Origin of the sequence: Pseudomonas sp. MWU13-2100, from assembly GCF_023242365.1 — a bacterium.
Classification (GTDB): domain Bacteria; phylum Pseudomonadota; class Gammaproteobacteria; order Pseudomonadales; family Pseudomonadaceae; genus Aquipseudomonas.
Window position 1 is genome coordinate 112,259 of the sequence record NZ_JALLIX010000012.1, and the last position, 16,135, is coordinate 128,393.

At 63.1% G+C, this 16,135-nt stretch carries 15 protein-coding genes; 8 read left to right on the top strand and 7 right to left on the bottom strand.

Features of this window, described 5'->3' with window-relative positions:
- Positions 1-16 precede the first annotated feature (16 nt).
- The 4 genes from M5B99_RS11125 (at position 17) to rsd (ending at position 3,752) form a co-directional block, all read left to right on the top strand.
- Positions 17-1,144 (top strand): uroporphyrinogen-III C-methyltransferase, encoded by a 1,128-nt coding sequence (locus M5B99_RS11125; protein WP_248804059.1) that lies wholly within the window; start codon positions 17-19, stop codon positions 1,142-1,144.
- Positions 1,141-2,364, top strand: a complete 1,224-nt coding sequence (locus M5B99_RS11130) for a heme biosynthesis protein HemY (protein ID WP_248804060.1) — start codon at positions 1,141-1,143, stop codon at positions 2,362-2,364. The genes M5B99_RS11125 and M5B99_RS11130 overlap by 4 nt, the downstream gene beginning before the upstream one ends.
- A 225-nt stretch (positions 2,365-2,589) precedes the next feature.
- On the top strand, positions 2,590-3,105 hold the full coding sequence (locus tag M5B99_RS11135) for a disulfide bond formation protein B (RefSeq protein ID WP_248804061.1): 516 nt from the start codon (positions 2,590-2,592) through the stop codon (positions 3,103-3,105).
- A gap of 188 nt (positions 3,106-3,293) precedes the next feature.
- The gene (rsd, locus tag M5B99_RS11140; RefSeq protein ID WP_248804062.1) at positions 3,294-3,752 is read left to right on the top strand and encodes a sigma D regulator; all 459 of its coding nucleotides are present in this window, start codon (positions 3,294-3,296) and stop codon (positions 3,750-3,752) included.
- A 64-nt stretch (positions 3,753-3,816) separates the two neighbouring features.
- Here rsd and M5B99_RS11145 read toward each other — a convergent pair whose 3' ends face one another.
- Positions 3,817-4,482, bottom strand: a complete 666-nt coding sequence (locus tag M5B99_RS11145; protein WP_248804063.1) for an FKBP-type peptidyl-prolyl cis-trans isomerase — start codon at positions 4,480-4,482, stop codon at positions 3,817-3,819.
- 173 nt (positions 4,483-4,655) lie between these two features.
- Here M5B99_RS11145 and M5B99_RS11150 point away from each other — a divergent pair, with 173 nt between their 5' ends.
- Complete coding sequence (locus M5B99_RS11150) at positions 4,656-5,684, top strand: AlgP family protein (protein ID WP_248804064.1); 1,029 nt, start codon at positions 4,656-4,658, stop codon at positions 5,682-5,684.
- Here the strand turns inward: M5B99_RS11150 and M5B99_RS11155 are convergent.
- Complete coding sequence (locus M5B99_RS11155; RefSeq protein WP_248804065.1) at positions 5,681-6,145, bottom strand: TIGR02444 family protein; 465 nt, start codon at positions 6,143-6,145, stop codon at positions 5,681-5,683. The genes M5B99_RS11150 and M5B99_RS11155 overlap by 4 nt on opposite strands.
- A gap of 50 nt (positions 6,146-6,195) precedes the next feature.
- On the opposite strand from M5B99_RS11155, the gene M5B99_RS11160 reads away from it, so the two are divergent.
- Positions 6,196-8,106 (top strand): ATP-binding cassette domain-containing protein, encoded by a 1,911-nt coding sequence (locus tag M5B99_RS11160; RefSeq protein ID WP_248804066.1) that lies wholly within the window; start codon positions 6,196-6,198, stop codon positions 8,104-8,106.
- A gap of 289 nt (positions 8,107-8,395) precedes the next feature.
- Positions 8,396-9,028 carry a LysE family transporter gene (locus M5B99_RS11165; RefSeq protein ID WP_248804067.1) on the top strand — a complete coding sequence of 211 codons (633 nt, stop codon included), beginning with the start codon at positions 8,396-8,398 and terminating at the stop codon, positions 9,026-9,028.
- Positions 9,029-9,166: 138 nt separating this feature from the next.
- Here the strand turns inward: M5B99_RS11165 and M5B99_RS11170 are convergent, their stop codons facing one another.
- From M5B99_RS11170 to M5B99_RS11190, 5 genes are all read right to left on the bottom strand, one after another.
- The gene (locus M5B99_RS11170) at positions 9,167-9,910 is read right to left on the bottom strand and encodes a penicillin-binding protein activator LpoB (RefSeq protein WP_248804068.1); all 744 of its coding nucleotides are present in this window, start codon (positions 9,908-9,910) and stop codon (positions 9,167-9,169) included.
- 3 nt (positions 9,911-9,913) lie between these two features.
- On the bottom strand, positions 9,914-10,504 hold the full coding sequence (gene lpoB / locus M5B99_RS11175; RefSeq protein WP_248804069.1) for a penicillin-binding protein activator LpoB: 591 nt from the start codon (positions 10,502-10,504) through the stop codon (positions 9,914-9,916).
- Positions 10,505-10,546: 42 nt separating this feature from the next.
- Positions 10,547-10,918 (bottom strand): YcfL family protein, encoded by a 372-nt coding sequence (locus M5B99_RS11180; RefSeq protein WP_248804070.1) that lies wholly within the window; start codon positions 10,916-10,918, stop codon positions 10,547-10,549.
- A 17-nt stretch (positions 10,919-10,935) separates the two neighbouring features.
- Positions 10,936-12,333, bottom strand: coding sequence for a COG3014 family protein (locus tag M5B99_RS11185; RefSeq protein ID WP_248804071.1), 1,398 nt, complete (start codon positions 12,331-12,333; stop codon positions 10,936-10,938).
- Positions 12,334-12,513: 180 nt separating this feature from the next.
- On the bottom strand, positions 12,514-13,860 hold the full coding sequence (locus M5B99_RS11190) for a COG3014 family protein (RefSeq protein WP_248804072.1): 1,347 nt from the start codon (positions 13,858-13,860) through the stop codon (positions 12,514-12,516).
- A gap of 292 nt (positions 13,861-14,152) precedes the next feature.
- Here M5B99_RS11190 and M5B99_RS11195 point away from each other — a divergent pair, with 292 nt between their 5' ends.
- Positions 14,153-16,054: a cytochrome c/FTR1 family iron permease gene (locus M5B99_RS11195; RefSeq protein WP_248804073.1), complete on the top strand. Its 1,902-nt coding sequence runs from the start codon at positions 14,153-14,155 to the stop codon at positions 16,052-16,054.
- Positions 16,055-16,135 lie beyond the last annotated feature (81 nt).

The following is a 16,135-nucleotide window of genomic DNA, read 5'->3' on the forward strand; positions in this document are numbered from 1 at the left end:
TGCAAAGGATGGACACGTGAGCGAAACAGCCTTGCCCAAAGAAGAAGCCCAGCCGGTGGTCGATACCCCGGCTCAACCGCCGGTGGCGCCCGCGGCGCGTCGTGGCAATGGCCTGGCACTCCTCGCCCTGTTGCTCGGCGCCGCTGGCGCGGCGGCGGGCGGCTGGGGTGTCTGGCAGGTGCGCAACCTGCAAGCCAACCACCAACAGCAAACCGGGCAACTGCAAGACCTGGGCAATCAGGCGCAGTCCCTCAAACTGAGCGAGCAGCAGTTGGCCTCGCGCCTGGATCAATTGCCGGGGGCCGGCGAGCTGGAGGAGCGTCGGCGCCTGGTGACGCAGCTGCAGGGCGATCAGCAGCGCCTCAGCCAGCGCCTGGAAAGCGTGCTGGGTGCCAGCCGCAAGGACTGGCGCCTGGCCGAGGCCGAGCATCTGCTGCGCCTGGCCAGCCTGCGCTTGTCGGCGTTGCAGGACATCACCAGCGCCCTGGCCCTGGTGCAGGGTGCCGACGATATCCTGCGCGAACAGAACGATCCGGGCTCCTTTGCCGCTCGCGAGCAGGTGGCCAAGAGCCTGGCCGCGCTGCGCAGCACCGAGCAGCCGGACCGCACCGGCCTGTTCCTGGAGCTGGGCGCCTTGCGCGACCAGACGCGCCAGCTCAACGAGTTGGCGCCGGAGTACAAGGACCGCGGCGATTCCTTGCTCGGCCTGACCGCCGACGGTGATGGCGCCAGCCGTTGGGCCGTGTGGTGGGATGAGATCTCGCGTTATATCCGCATCGACTTCAATGCCAACAAGAACGTCCGGCCGTTGCTCGCCGGGGAAAGCCTGATGCAGGTCCGCCTGGCCCTCAGCCTGGCCCTGGAGCAGGCCCAGTGGGCGGCGTTGAACGGCCAGGCCGGGGTTTATACCCAGGCCTTGACCGAGGCCCGCGATGTGTTGACCGGCAGCTTCAACCCGGACAATCCACAGAGCAAGGTCATGATCGAGCGCCTGGCCGAGTTGAGCAAACAGCCGGTGACCGTGGTCACGCCGGACCTGGCCGGAACCCTGGCGGCGGTACAGGCCTATCTCGAGCGGCGCCATGTCGAGATCGAGACCCCGGTCAGTCCGAGCGTGACCCCGGTCGAGGGGACCAGCCCATGAAGCGCTTCCTCCTGATCCTGGTACTGGTCGTCGCCCTGGCGGCGGGCCTCGGCTATGCGATCTCGCGGCACGCGGGCTACGTCCTGATCGCCTATGACAGCTTCCGTTACGAATCGAGCCTGTGGGCCTTCCTGGCCGTGCTGCTGCTGGTGTGGCTGGTGCTGTGGCTGCTGAAATTCCTGGTGGGGTTGCTGACCACTTCGGGTTCCGTGGCCAATCCCTGGTCCCGGCGCAATCGCAGCCGGCGTACCCAGGTGGCCATCGAGCAGGGTCAGATGGACCTGGCCGAGGGCCGCTGGGCCAGCGCCCAGCGCCACTTGCAACGGGCCGCCGAGGCTGAGCGCCAGCCGCTGCTGTACTACCTCGGCGCGGCGCGGGCCGCCAATGAACAAGGCAAGTACGAGGAGTGCGATAACCTGCTCGAGCGCGCGCTCGAGCGCCAGCCCCAGGCCGAGCTGGCGATTGCTCTCAGTCACGCGCAGTTGCAAGTCGACCGTGGCGACAGCGAGGGTGCGCTGAATACCCTGCAAGCCATGCATGAGCGTCATCCCCACAGCATCCAGGTCCTGCGTCAGTTGCAGCGCCTGTATCAGCAGCGTGGCGACTGGTCGGCGCTGATCCGTCTGTTGCCGGAGTTGCGCAAGGACAAGGTGCTGGCCAAGGCTGAGTTGGCCGAACTGGAACGCCGCGCCTGGGGTGAGAACCTGAGCCTGGCGGCCCAGCGTGAAGAGGGCGAGGCGGGGCTGCAAGCGCTGGATCGGGCCTGGCAGCAATTGAGCTCGGCGCAGCGTCAGGAGCCGCCATTGGTGCTGGCCTATGCCGAGCAATTGCGTCAGCTCGGCGCCGACCCCCAGGCCGAAGAGGCGCTGCGCGAGGCGCTCAAGCGCCGCTACGACAGCCACTTGGCGCGTTTGTACGGCTTGTTGCGCGGGCGTGACCCGGCCCGGCAGCTGCAGACGGCGGAAGGCTGGTTGAAAGACCATCCGGAGGATGCCGGCCTGCTGCTGACACTGGGCCGTCTGAGCCTGCAAAACAGTCTGTGGGGCAAGGCTCGCGACTACCTGGAAAGCAGCCTGCGGGTGCAGCGCCATCCTGAAGCCTGCGCGGAGCTGGCGCGATTGCTCGCTCAACTCGGTGATACCGAGCGCAGCAATCAGTTATTCCAGGAAGGCCTGGGCCTGTTGGACAAGCGTTTGTTGGCCGCGCCACTGCCGGTGTGAACGGTTCTGGAAGACGGGATGCGGCTTCAGGCATCCCGTCTTGGCGTGTCAGGATGCTTCCCTGTCCGTGATGAAGTCCGATTCCTACTATTGGCTTAATGGTTTCATAGGATGTCCGTCGGTAATTCCTTACAGGCTTAAGGAATTGTCTGCTCTGGCTCGCCTTGAAAGGGCCAAGGGCTTTCCTCTACCGTAACCGCCTGTCTCTCCTGTTACGGATAAGCCATGTTCTTGGCCCGCTCACGTTCTCTGTTCTCCCTGGCCTTGTTGACAGGTGCCCTGGTCATGGGGGCGTCGCTGTACCTGGAGCGTGTGACGGGGCTGGAGCCTTGCTCACTGTGCATCGTCCAGCGCTTTTTTCTCGCCGGGTTCTGCCTGGTCAGCCTGACGGCGACGCTGCACGGCCCCGGTCGTATTGGCCGCTGGGTTTATGGCGGTCTCGACCTGCTGCTGGCCCTGGCCGGTGCCGCGACGGCGGCGCGGCAGGTCTTGCTGCAGCGGGTGCCGGCCGAACAGCTGATGATCTGCCAACCCGACCTGCATTGTCTGATCCAGCAGGTACCGACCCTTGAGGCGTTCAAGCTGATGTTCCGGGCCACGGCCGAATGCGCGGAGATCCAGTGGACTCTGTTCGACCTGAGCATTCCCGAGTGGAGCCTGCTGGCTTTCGTCGGCATGAGCCTGCTGATGATCTATCAGTTGGTGGGGCCGGATTCGATGGCGGGCGGGGAGCAAAAGTAACCGGCAGTCGTGCTTCGGATTAAACACTTGTATGAACTTTCTCTCCTGCGTACCTTGAAGCAGGTGTCGAGCGGGCATAATCTGGCCCGCATCGCGTTATCGCAATCAGCTTGTTCTGTTTGGCCAAGTCAGGAGCCCCGATGTGCTCGGGGTATCGGTCGGCATGACCCAGAAGGGAAGAGATCACCATGCTCGAAAGTTGTCGGAATGCTCAGGAACGCTGGGGTGGAGTGCATCTGCTGATCGATCGCTGGCTGAAGGAGCGTCATGAGCTCGTGCGGGCCTATGACGCCCTCGGTGCCGAGCCGGATGCGCTGGCACAGAATCCCAGGCCCTTGCAGGAGTTCTGCGGTCTGCTGGTTGATTATGTGTCGGCCGGCCACTTCGAGATCTATGAGCAGTTGACCGGCGAGGCCAAGGCCTTCGGCGACAAGCGTGGGCTGGAGTTGGCCGAGACGATCTACCCGCGTATCGATGTGATTACCGAGAAGCTGCTGGCCTTCAACGACCTGTGCGACGAAGGTCAGTGCGTCGCGCATAAATTCCAGGAGCTCGGTGGCCTGCTTCACGAGCGCTTCGAGCTGGAAGATTGTCTGATCGAAGTGCTGCATACGGCCCACAAGGAAAAGGTTGAAGCCCAGGCCTGATCGTAATGGCTACACATGAAAACGGTGCGCTCAGGCGCACCGTTTTTCGTTGTGGCGGCGCCGCTCAACTGGCCACGCCGAGTAGCTCGATTTCGAACACCAGCGGTGTATACGGCGCGATCAGATCGCCGGCACCGTCCGCGCCATACGCCTGTGCCGAGGGCAGCACCAGGCGCCATTTCGCACCGACGGGCATCTGTGGCAAGGCGCTGCGCCAGCCATTGATCACGCTGTCCAGACGAAACCATTGTGGCTGCCGATTCTGATCGAACACCGTGCCATTGGGCAGGCGTCCGACATAGCGCACCTGGACCTTGCCGTTGGCCGCGACTTTTTCTCCGCTGCCGGGCGTCAGCTCGGTCATCAGGATACCGTCGGCCAATTCTTGGACGCCGGGTTTGGCCTTTTCTTCTGCGAGGAATTTTCGCTCAGCTTCCAGCGCAATTTCGCTCTGTGGTTTGGCCGCATCCTGAGCGACCTGGGCATCATGCACGATGAGAATCTGTTGGATGCGTTCGTCCGTCAAGGCCAGCGGTTTGCCCTGGTAGGCCTGCTTCAAACCGTCGAGCAAGGCCTTGATCTGCAGGTCCGGAACATCCTGGCGCAGACGCTCGCCGAGGCTGGCGCCGAGGCTGTAGGCAAGGTCGTGAGCGTCGTCGTTCGCGACCTCTGGCGCGGCCTGCGCAAGCGACCAGAACACACACAGTGACAACAGGAAATAACGCGGCATAAGCACTCTCCGACCTCAGGTGCAGGAGATTATGCCAGTGCTCCGGGTGGGTTGCTGAAGAAGCATTTTTCAATGCATGCAACGCAGGCTCTTCGATACTGTCAACATGCCCTAGCGGCGGTAGTCCCAGAGGGCTAGTATGAGCCGCATTCACGTCAGTCAGGAGGTACACCATGTCGGCCACCAAGAAGCCCGTAAATACTCCATTGCATTTGCTCCAACAGTTGTCGGGCAGCCTGCTCGAGCATCTGGAAACTGCTTGCACCCAAGCCTTGGCTGATGCTGAAAAACTGCTCGCCAAACTGGAAAAGCAACGCGGTAAAGCCCAGGAAAAATTGCACAAGGCCCGCACCAAATTGCAGGACGCGGCCACTGCCGGAAAAGCCAAGGCACAGGCCAAGGCCAAGAGCGCGGTCGGTGAACTCGAAGAGTTGCTGGACAAGCTGAAAGCCAGCCAGTCGGACACCCGTGGCTACATCCTGCAACTCAAGCGTGATGCCCAGGAAAGCCTGAAACTGGCCCAGGGTGTTGGTCGTGTGAAAGAGGCGGTCACCAAGGCACTGTCGAGCCGCACCGCTAAACCGGCTGCCGCCAAGCCCGCTGCGAAACCTGCCGCCGCGAAATCCGCTGCCGCCAAGCCTGCCGCGAAATCCGTCGCTGCCAAACCGGCTGCCGCCAAGCCCGCTGCAAAACCTGCCGCCGCGAAATCCGCTGCCGCCAAGCCGGCTGCCAAACCTGCGGCTGCCAAACCGGTTGCGGCCAAGCCCGCTGCAAAACCTGCTGCCGCGAAATCCGCTGCCGCCAAGCCTGCCGCGAAACCAGCGGCTGCCAAACCGGTTGCCGCCAAACCGGCTGCAAAACCTGCTGCCGCTAAACCGGTTGCCGCCAAGCCGGCTGCCAAACCTGCGGCTGCCAAACCGGTTGCGGCCAAGCCCGCCGCGAAACCTGCGGCCGCTAAACCAGCTGCCGCCAAGCCCGCCGCAAAACCTGTTGCTGCCAAAGCTGCCGCCGCCAAGCCCGCCGCCAAACCTGTTGTTGCCAAGCCTGCCGCCGCAAAACCAGCAGCGGTAAAATCTGCCGTGAGCGCAGCCAAGCCGGCAGCGCCTGCCCAGATCGCGCCAGCCGCTGCGCCAACGGCTCCGGCTGCTCCGACCGCGCCAGCTGCCGTAGCACCTGCCGTAACCCCGAGCAGCGCTTCCTAAGCCTGGCTCACCGCGACGCGCAGCTGCCGCAGCGCGTCGCTATTCAGCCGTGCGGCCTGGCGGGTGACAGCCTCCAGCCACGCGTCGAGATCTTCCGCTCCGACCTCTGGCCAATCCCGCGCCAGCGCTTCCAGGCGCTGCAATAGCTGTTGTTCGGCGGCCAGTTCCAGCGCCTTGACCTGATCCCTCAGTACCTTCAACTCGACGTCCTCCGCGGCCGCCGTGCGCCATTGCGTGCGTAGCTGTCGCAGTGGCTGCACCACCTGCTCGTGCCAGGGCTCGGCGAGTGCCTGTAATTGCCGCGCGCGTTCGGCCTCGCAGCCTACCCCGCGCTGGCCCAGCCAGGCCGCGCAGAGCAGCAGGCAGACATTCGCCCCCTGCGCCTGGAGTGTCAGGCAGGTTTGTTCCACGCCGGGTTTGGCGTAGGTGTTCAGGGAAAACGTCCACAGGTCAGCATGCATGGTGAGATCCGCGCCAGTTGCGAGGGAAGCTGGTAGACTCCGCCGCCATTATGATTCGACTTCAGAACCTGACTTTACAGCGTGGCCCGCAACGTCTGCTAGAAGACGCCGAGCTGACCCTGCACGCCGGCCACAAAGCCGGCCTGATCGGTGCCAACGGCGCCGGCAAATCCAGCCTGTTCGCCCTGCTACGAGGCGAGCTGCACCCTGACTCGGGTGATTGCTTCCTGCCGGCCGATTGGCGTATCGCCCACATGCGCCAGGAGGTCGATACCCTCGAACGCCTGGCGGTCGACTACGTGCTCGATGGTGACGTGCGCCTGCGCCAGGTGCAACACGACCTGGCGGCGGCCGAAGCGGCCCATGACGGTGCCGCCCAGGCCCGCCTGCACTCCGAGCTCGACAGCGCCGACGGCTACACCGCCGATGCCCGTGCGCGCAAGCTGCTGGCGGGGCTCGGTTTCACCAACGACCAGATGGACCATCAGGTCTCGGCTTTCTCCGGTGGCTGGCGGATGCGCCTGAACCTGGCGCAGGCGTTGATGTGTCCGTCGGACCTGTTGCTGCTCGACGAACCGACCAACCACCTGGATCTCGACGCAATCATCTGGCTGGAAGACTGGCTCAAGAGTTACCCCGGTACCTTGCTGCTGATCTCCCACGACCGTGACTTCCTCGACGAAGTGGTCGATCACGTGGCCCATGTCGACCAGCGCAAGATCACCCTCTATCGCGGTGGCTACACCGCGTTCGAGCGCGCCCGTGCCGAGCGTCTGGCCCAGCAGCAGCAGGCTTACGAGAAGCAGCAGGCGCAGCGTGCGCACATGGAAAGCTACATTGCCCGCTTCAAGGCCCAGGCTACCAAGGCCCGCCAGGCCCAGAGCCGGATCAAGGCCCTGGAGCGGATGGAAGAGCTGTCCGCGGCCCATGTCGATTCGCCTTTCGATTTTGTGTTCCGCGAGTCGCAGAAAATTTCCAGTCCGCTGCTCGACCTGTCCGACGCGCGCCTGGGGTATGGCGACAAGACCGTCCTGGAGAAGGTCAAGCTGCAACTGACCCCGGGTGCCCGGATCGGCCTGCTCGGCCCCAACGGCGCGGGCAAGTCGACGCTGATCAAGAACCTCGCCGGCGAGCTGTCGCCGCTGGCGGGGCGGATGACCCGCGGTGAAAACACCGTGGTCGGTTACTTTGCCCAGCACCAGCTCGATTCGCTGGACTCCAAGGCCAGCCCGTTGCTACACCTGCAGCGCCTGGCGCCGACCGAGCGCGAACAGCCCCTGCGCGACTTCCTCGGGGGTTTCGACTTCCGTGGCGCGCGGATCGACGAGCCGGTGCTGAATTTCTCCGGTGGCGAAAAGGCCCGCCTGGCACTGGCCCTGATCGCCTGGGAGCGGCCGAATCTGTTGCTGCTCGATGAGCCGACCAACCACCTCGACCTGGAAATGCGCCTGGCGCTGACCATGGCTTTGCAGGAATTCAGCGGTGCGGTGCTGGTGGTCTCCCACGACCGTCATCTGCTCAAAAGCACCACCGACAATTTCTACCTGGTGGCAGACGGCAAGGTCGAGGAGTTCGACGGCGATCTGGAAGACTACGCCCGCTGGCTGGTCGAGTATCGCCAGCGCAATGCACCGGTGAGCAATACGCCGGTCAATCTCGACAAGACCGATAAGAAAGCCCAGCGTCAGCAGGCCGCCGCGTTGCGTCAGCAACTGGCCCCGCACAAACGTGAGGCCGACAAGCTCGAAGCCGAGTTGGGCAAGCTGCACGAGAAGCTGGCGAAGATCGAGGCGAGCCTGGGTGACAGCGCGGTCTACGAGGCGGCGCGCAAGGATGAACTGCGTGACCTGCTGGCCGAACAGGCCAAGTTGAAAGTGCGTGAGTCCCAGCTGGAAGAGGCGTGGATGGAAGCCCTGGAACTGCTGGAAAGCATGCAGGCGGAGTTGGAAGCGTTGTCCTGACGGGCTCGGTGACCTTAACTCTGGTCGAAATTTGTGGCGAGCGGGCTTGCCCGCGCTGGGGCGCGAAGCGGCCCTAAAACAGGTGACCGCGCTCTGCCTGACACAATGAGGCGGCTGGTTTTAGGGCTGCTCCGCAGCCCAGCGCGGGCAAGCCCGCTCGCCACAAGTCCGTGTCCGGTTTCAAAGTGGATCAAGCCCAACGACATCTCTGGCCGACAAAAAACGATAGTCAATTTCACGCCCACGGATTAGCTTAGAGGTTTGTTACAACTCTTATCCGAGGTGCGTGATGCTGCTTGAGACATGGCTGGCCTTTTTCGCCGCGTGCTGGGTCATCAGCCTATCCCCGGGGGCTGGCGCCATCGCCTCGATGTCCAGCGGCCTGCAATACGGCTTCCTGCGTGGCTACTGGAACGCCCTCGGCCTGCAACTGGGCCTGGCGGCGCAGATCGCGGTGATCGCCGCAGGCGTCGGGGCGATCCTCGCGGCTTCTTCCTCGGCCTTCTATGCCATCAAATGGTTCGGCGTGGTCTACCTGGTGTACCTGGCGGTCAAGCAATGGCGCGCGCTGCCCAGCAACATGACCGAAGAGTCCACGATTCGCCCGGTCGGCAGGCCGCTGACCCTGATGTTCCGTGGTTTCCTGGTGAACGTCAGCAACCCCAAGGCGTTGGTGTTCATGCTCGCGGTGCTGCCGCAGTTCATCGATCCCCATGCACCGCTGGTGCATCAGTACCTGATCCTGGGCGTGACCATGATTGCCGTCGACATGGTTGTCATGGCCGGCTACACGGGCCTGGCGGCCAAGGTCCTGCGCCTGCTGCGCACGCCCAAGCAGCAGCGCCGGATGAACCGTACCTTTGCCGGTTTGTTCGTCGGTGCGGCGGGGTTTCTGGCAACCTTGCACAAGGCGACCACCTGAGGTTCATCGTTGTCTGATCGGACGCCTTCGCGAGCAAGCTCTGCTCCCACAGGTTTTGTGTCGATCCGCGAATTCTGGGGCGCCCTTTTTTCCTGTGGAGGCCGGCTTGCCGGCGATGAAGGATAACGCGCTCGCGGATCAGTGCAGAACCCGTGGCGCCTCATCCGGCGGCAGGTTATTGCGTAGCGGCGGCGCCGAACCCGGGCCCATGTCCGGCCCTCCCAGCTGCAGGCTCAACTGCCGCGCCACATCTTCGCCCAGCGCCTTGGACACATCGCGCACCACCCGCGGCCGGTTCAGCGACACGTGGATGTCCCGGCTGTTGACCAGCTTGGTGTCCTGGCCTTCGCCCATGGCGGTGAACGCCGAGGTGATCTCGTAGGTGCGGGTATTGATCAGGCTGAAATCACCGACCAGGGTCAGCCCCAGCACCGCCGAGTAGCTGTTGGTGTTGGCCAGCTCGTTGATGTCCTGGGTGAAGTCGATGTCCGACACGGTGCCAAACAGCACGAAGTCGGCACCCTTGAAGCTGCCGCCCTTGATCCGCTTGATGACGTCGTAGACATCCCCCTTGGAACTGGTGGTATAGGGCGTGCCCTGGACCAGCTGGAACATCCCGCTGCGCAGGATCTCACCCTTGATATCGCCAGTGAACCGGCGCAGCTCGCCTTGCTCGATATAGCTGCTGCGGCTTTCGTACTCGTCGTAGTTCGACGAACCACTGGCGCCGTAATAGCTCTCCTGGTGGTTGTCCCGCGCCGAGATAGTGTGGATGTACTGTTCCACCTGCGCCTGGTACGCCAGGTCCGCCACCGCCACTTTGGGCGCGGCCTGGGCGCTGAAGGCGCAGACCAGGCCGATCATGCCAATCCATGCACGCATTGTTCAACGCTCCGTGGTTTTGCGGATCTCTTTTTCGTCCATCCATTCGGCCAGGCCGCTTTCGACGTCGATCAGTTGCAGGCTGAACTTGTAGAACACGTCCTTGTAGTCGCTGCTGCGCTTGACGATCGAGCTGATCGAACCTTCCAGGCGGTACTTGGCGGCGATCATGTTGCCGGTCTTGCTGACGGTGTTCTTCTTGTACAGGCCGCTCTGGTTCTGCAACTTCAACTGGTCGACCTGGCTCTGCATCTCGGTATTGTCGCTGGCGAAGCGGGCGGTGCCGCTCTTCATCAGTTGGGTCTTGATCGAGGTGGTGATCTCGCGGGTATCGATGTACTCGCTGGTCTTGTTCTTCACGTCGTAGACCTGCACCACCGGACGCCCTTGCAGAACGCCGGATTGGGCCAGGGAACGAGTCATGGACTCGGCGATCATCTGCAGGTCGGTGGAACCGAACTCGTTGGTCACCAGTTCCACGGCCTTGGTGTCGCCATAGCTGATATTTTTCCCGCCCAGCACAGGCGAGGTGTTGTTGGCGCAGCCGCTGGCCAGCAGGGCGATGACGGTAACGAGGGACAGGCGTGCAAACATGGAATGATTCTCTTCAAAAGGACGCGAGAGGGCGGCGTCGACTCAGGGGGTTTTGACTTCAAGACGGAAATCGGTGGCCTTGGGCGTCGGTGCGATGGCCGGCAGGAAGGTGCTCTGGGCGCCATACAGGTTCAGGGTCTTCCAGACTTCGTCGTCGGCCACCGGGAAACCGTCGTTGCCCAACCAGGCGAAACGGTAATACATCATCTTGTTCTTGGTGCGGGTGTTGCTCAGCTGCACCTTGACGGTCAGGAAGCCGTTTTCCCGGGCGACGCGGATGGCGCCGACCTCGATGTTCTCCATTTCGCCCATGGCGACGATCTTGCTCGCCGCGCTACCAGGGGCTGGAGGTGGCGGGGTGGCGCACCCGGCCAGCAGGGCCAGGGCGACGGCAGCAGTCAGTTTGAAACGCATGCACGAGACTCCGTTCTTCAAGGTTGTTTGAGGCTGGCCACGGCCATCGCCCCGGTATCCGCCAGCCGCTGAGTGGCTACGCCGCTGCTGAACACCTGGTTGCCGACGGCGCGCAGGCTGATGACCTGATAGCGCCGGTCAACCGTGAACGCCACGCGCGAACCGCCCAGGGCGTTGGGCAAGGTCACCTGGTGCTCACCCTTTTTCAGGCGCAGGCGCACCACCTGGGTGGTGTCCGGCAGGGTCCGCCAGGTCCGGGTGTCGGCGCCTTCGAGGACGGCGGAGGTGATGCCCACGGCCAGGCCGGCCAGCGGGTTGGTCTTGTTCAGTTTCGCCTGCGCCGCGCCGCGGCTGATGGCCCGCACGCTGGTACGCAGGATGATTCCCGGCATGTCATCACGCAGGGAGCGGCGGGACATGGCGGTGGTGCTGTTGAGCAGGGTCAGGTTCTGCGGCTGGCCGTCGACGCCGATCCGGGCGAAGGTGGCTGTCGAGGTGTCGGCCTGGATAACCGGGAACGACAGCGGAGTGATCACCAGATGCTTGTCGATCGGCAGTGGCAATGGGATGCTGATTGAGGTCCGGGACGGCGCCAGGCCGCTCTGTACTACGATCAGGATATCGCTGTCGTCATCCTTGCCCGCGGGCTTGTCGAGATTGACCAGCGCCTGCTCCAGCAGCGGCGTGTTCGGGCGCAGTTCGATGGCCTGGCGATAACCGGGCGCGGCAAGATCTTTCTCGCCGATGGCTTCGTAGACGAAACCGGCCAGGTAGTGACTGAACGCGCTCTGGTAGCTGTTCTTCAGACCGACCACTTCCGGCGCGTCGAGGCTGGCCACCGGATAGCCCTGGAGGTCCTTGTACTGGGTCTTGATGCCCTGCTGGTTGGCCTCGGTTTCACTCTTGAGGTACTGCTTGTCACGCAGGTCGGCGATCACCGCTTCGCGTTCATGGGTTTTCTTGATGGCGATACGGGCGCCGTCGAAATCATTCAGGGCCAGCTGGTTCAGCGCCATCTGGGTGGTCAGCATGACCTTTTCGTAGTCATAGCCTTCGTAGCGACGGACCTTGTCGTTGATCAGGAAGCTGCCGAACTGGGCGAGGTACTTGGCGCTGTCCAGTTTGACTGCGTCTTCCCACTGGCCAACCATCTGGTCGGCACTGCCCCAGGCTTTCTGGCTGCCGGCCAGGTCGCCCTTGGCTTGCAGCAACTCGCCTTTTTCGAAGTAATACAGCAGGTCCTTGTCGGCGTCGCCGTTGTTCTTTTCCAGCAGGGTCAGCGCCCCGTCAACATTACCCGAGGCCAGTTGCTGGTTGGTTTGCGTCAGTTCAGTGTCGTAGCTGCGGATCATCGAACAGCCAGACAGCAAGGTCGCGGCGCCGAGGGCGAACGAGAGGAGGGCACGGGATGCCATGGGATCTTCCCTGATAAAAAATCAGCCGAGCATGCTGGTCGGGCTGAGATGGACCCATTGAGAGGGAAAGTGGCTGCCCTGCCAATTCCTCGCGAAACGAGGAGCTTTTAATGCCATATCGCAATAACGAAGGCGCGCCAGTATAACCGTGGCCATTGGCTATGTAATGGCTTTTTAGTGTCATTCGGGCAAGAGGAAGATCTGGTTGCCGATGACCCGCAGGCTGACAACCTGAAAGGGGTGTTCGATATTGACGCTCACCGGTACCGCGCCCTTGACACCCGACAGCAACAATTTATGCGCGCCGGGCTTGAGGCGCAGACGTACGACCAGGGTGTTGTCCGGCAAGGTGCGCCAGGTGCGGGTGTCGGAGTCGCCGGTGAAACCCTGGTAAACCGACGAAGCCTTGGCCGGCTTGCGTTTGTTCTCCTTGGCCTGCAGTTCGGCATTGAAGCGAACGCTCGCAAGGGCGAAGTTGATGATCGCGGGCATGTCGTCGTGCAGGGTGCGCAATGACATGTGGGTCGTACTGTTGAGCAAGGTCAGCGACTGTGGTTTGCCATCCACGCTGATCTGCTTGAGGGGCGTTGTCGACTTGTCGGCTACCAGCACCGGAAAAGGTTGGTTCACGGTGATCACCTGGCCGTCCTCGGTTTGCACCTGGATGGGCACGCGCAGCGAAACGAGTGCCGGGGCCAGGCCGGTCTGGACGATGATCAGCACGTCGCTGTCAGGGGAGGTGTCGGCGGGCTTGCCCAGATTGGACAGGGCTTTTTCCAGCAGCAGTGTATTGGGCCGCAATTCGATGGCCTGGCGATAGCCCGGCGCGGCGAGGTCGCGTTCGCCCAGGGCTTCATAGACGAAGCCGGCGAGGTAATGGCTGAACGCACTCTGGTAGCCGTTTTTCAGGGCAATGACCTGGGGCGAGTCGAGGGTGGTCACCGGGTAACCCTGCAGGTCCTTGTAGCGTAGCTTGATGCCTTTGGCCTTGGCCTGGTCTTCGACCGCCAGGTATTGCTTGTCGCGCTGGGTGGCGATCAGGGCCTCGCGCTCGTGGCTTTTCTTGATATCGACGCGGGCGCCGTCGAAGTCGTTTTGGGCCAGCTGGTTGAGGGCCATTTGCGTGGTCAGCATGACCTTCTCGTAGTCATAGCCCTCGTAGCGATGAAACTTGTCGCCGATGAGTCCGATGCCGAGGATCTGGTCGAGCCCCAGGTTTTTCAGGGTGGCGACGACCTGCGTCCCTTCTTCGTACTGGGACACCTGTTGGTCTGCCGTGCGCCAGGCGTCCTGGCTGCGGGACAGATCGCCCTTGAGCCGCAGCAGTTCGCCTTTTTCCAGGGAATAGAGCAGGTCCTTGTCGTCCCAGGGGTTGTGTTGCTCCAGCAACTGCAGCGCGCCATCGACGTTGCCCGAGATCAACTGCTCGTTGGTGGCCTGGAGTTCCCGGTCGTAGTTGTGAAGCAGCCCGCAGCCGCTCAGGAGCACAGTACAGGAGAACAGTGTGAGTAAGAGGCGGGAGGGCATGATGTGACGTTCCTTGTCTTGCCGTGGCCGATTTGCAGGGGGGTGAGCGTTAACACAAGACATCTGACCCCCAAGGGAACCGGTGGGAGCCGGCTTGCCGACGATAGCGGTGGTGAATATTACATTGCCATCACTGGCCCGCCACACGCCTAACTACCACCGAGGTGGTGTTTTTGAGTATCACGCTGCCTGACCGGGATCAAAAACATTCAGGACCCGGGTCGATCAGGGTTGAGTCAAACGCATTGAGAGTGAACAATGTGTTACTTCGCATTTAGATTTAGGTTTTACCATGACTCTTTCCTCTCGTTTCCTGGCGTGGCTGATGCTGCCGCTGTTCGCCCTGTGCAGCGTCAACCTGCTGGCTGAAACAGTGGAGGGCGCGCCCCGGGCCCTGCACTTGCTGGACTATATCGGCGCGGATTACCCGCCGACGGTGCACGCGGGGCAGGTGGTTGACGACTCCGAGTACCGCGAGCAACTGGAATTTATCAAGGTCCTGCAAGGACTGGTCGGCGCATTGCCGACCAAGCCAGCGCAGGCTGAGTTGGTGCAGGGTGTCGAGCGTTTGCAGGCGGCGGTGAGTGCCCGGGAAGACGGCGAAGGCGTTGCCCGCCAGGCCCGGCAACTGGGGGCGAAGCTGGCGGTGGCCTATGAAGTCAGCCAGGCGCCGATCATCACGCCGGACCCGACTCGCGGCGCGCCGCTCTATGCCCAGCACTGTTCGGTGTGTCACGGCGAGGCGGGGGCCGGAGACGGTCCGGCGGGTGTCGGCCTGACGCCGCCGCCGGCCAACTTGCGCGATGCCGCGCGGCTGGATCGGCTGAGTCTCTACGCGATCTACACCACCCTCGGCCTGGGTGTCGAAGGCACTGATATGCCGGCGTTCGCCGATCAGCTGGATGAGCGTCAACGCTGGGATCTGGCCACTTACATTGCCGGTTTCAGTGCCGCTCCTGCTGCTGCCAATGGCGGAAAAACCTATAACCTGGCTGACCTGGCCCGCTCGACGCCGGCTGAAGTGCAGGCCGTCGAAGGCCCTGCCGCCGCCACCGCCTTCCGTGCCCAGCGCGCCCAGCCGCCACAGGTCAAGCGCGGTCCGGGGCAATTGCTCGACTACACCGCGACGACCCTGGACAAGAGCCTGGCGGCCTACCGCGCCGGCGATCGTGAGCAAGCCTACGACCTGTCCGTTGCCGCCTACCTGGAAGGCTTCGAACTGGTGGAAAGTTCCCTGGATAATGTGAATGCCACGGTACGCAAGGACAGCGAGAAGTCGTTGATGGCTTATCGGCAAGCGCTGCAGGACGGCTTGCCGCTGGAGCAGGTCGAGCAGCGCCTGAATGTGGCCAAGGGCAAGCTCAAGGAGTCGGCTGACCTGCTGGGCAATGATGGCTTGAGTCAGTCGCTGAGCTTTATTTCCGGGCTGTTGATTCTGCTGCGCGAAGGTCTGGAAGCCATACTGGTGCTGGCGGCGGTACTGGCGTTCCTGCGCAACACCGGCCAGCAGTCGGCGGTGCGCAGCGTGCATGTCGGCTGGGGCCTGGCGCTGTTCGCCGGGTTGCTGACCTGGGCGGCCGCGGCCTACCTGATCGACGTCAGCGGTGCCCAGCGTGAACTGCTGGAGGGTTTCACGGCGTTGTTCGCCAGCGTCATGGTGCTCTGGCTCGGGGTCTGGATGCATGACCGCCGACATGCGGCGGCCTGGCAGGACTATATCAAGAGCAGTCTGGTCAGTGGTGGCGGGCGCTTCGGCTTCGCGCTGCTGGCGTTCTTCTCGGTGTACCGCGAACTGTTCGAAGTGATCCTGTTCTATGAAACCCTCTGGTTGCAGGCCGGCCCCGCAGGACACAACGCCGTGCTGGCCGGTGCCGCCACCGCGCTGGTGCTGCTGATCGGCCTGGCCTGGGTGATCCTGCGCGGTTCGGCGAAGCTGCCGCTGGCGCTGTTCTTCGGGATCAATGCCGGGTTGCTCTGCGCCTTGTCGGTGGTGTTTGCCGGACACGGGGTCAAGGCCTTGCAGGAAGCCGGGATCTTCGGCACGTGGCCGGTGGCGTTCTTCGAGTTCGACTGGCTGGGGATTCATGCCGACGCCTACTCGCTGGGGGCGCAGGCGTTGGCGTTGCTGGCGATTGGGGTGCTGTACAGCCGTAGCCGGTTGGCGGAAAAGCGTCGGCTCCACGCGGCTGCCTAGTGCCTGCGGAAACTTGAGAACCCTGGTGGCCTTTGTGGGAGCGGAGCTTGTCGGATCGCCGCACCGCCGCGAAGCTTTTGG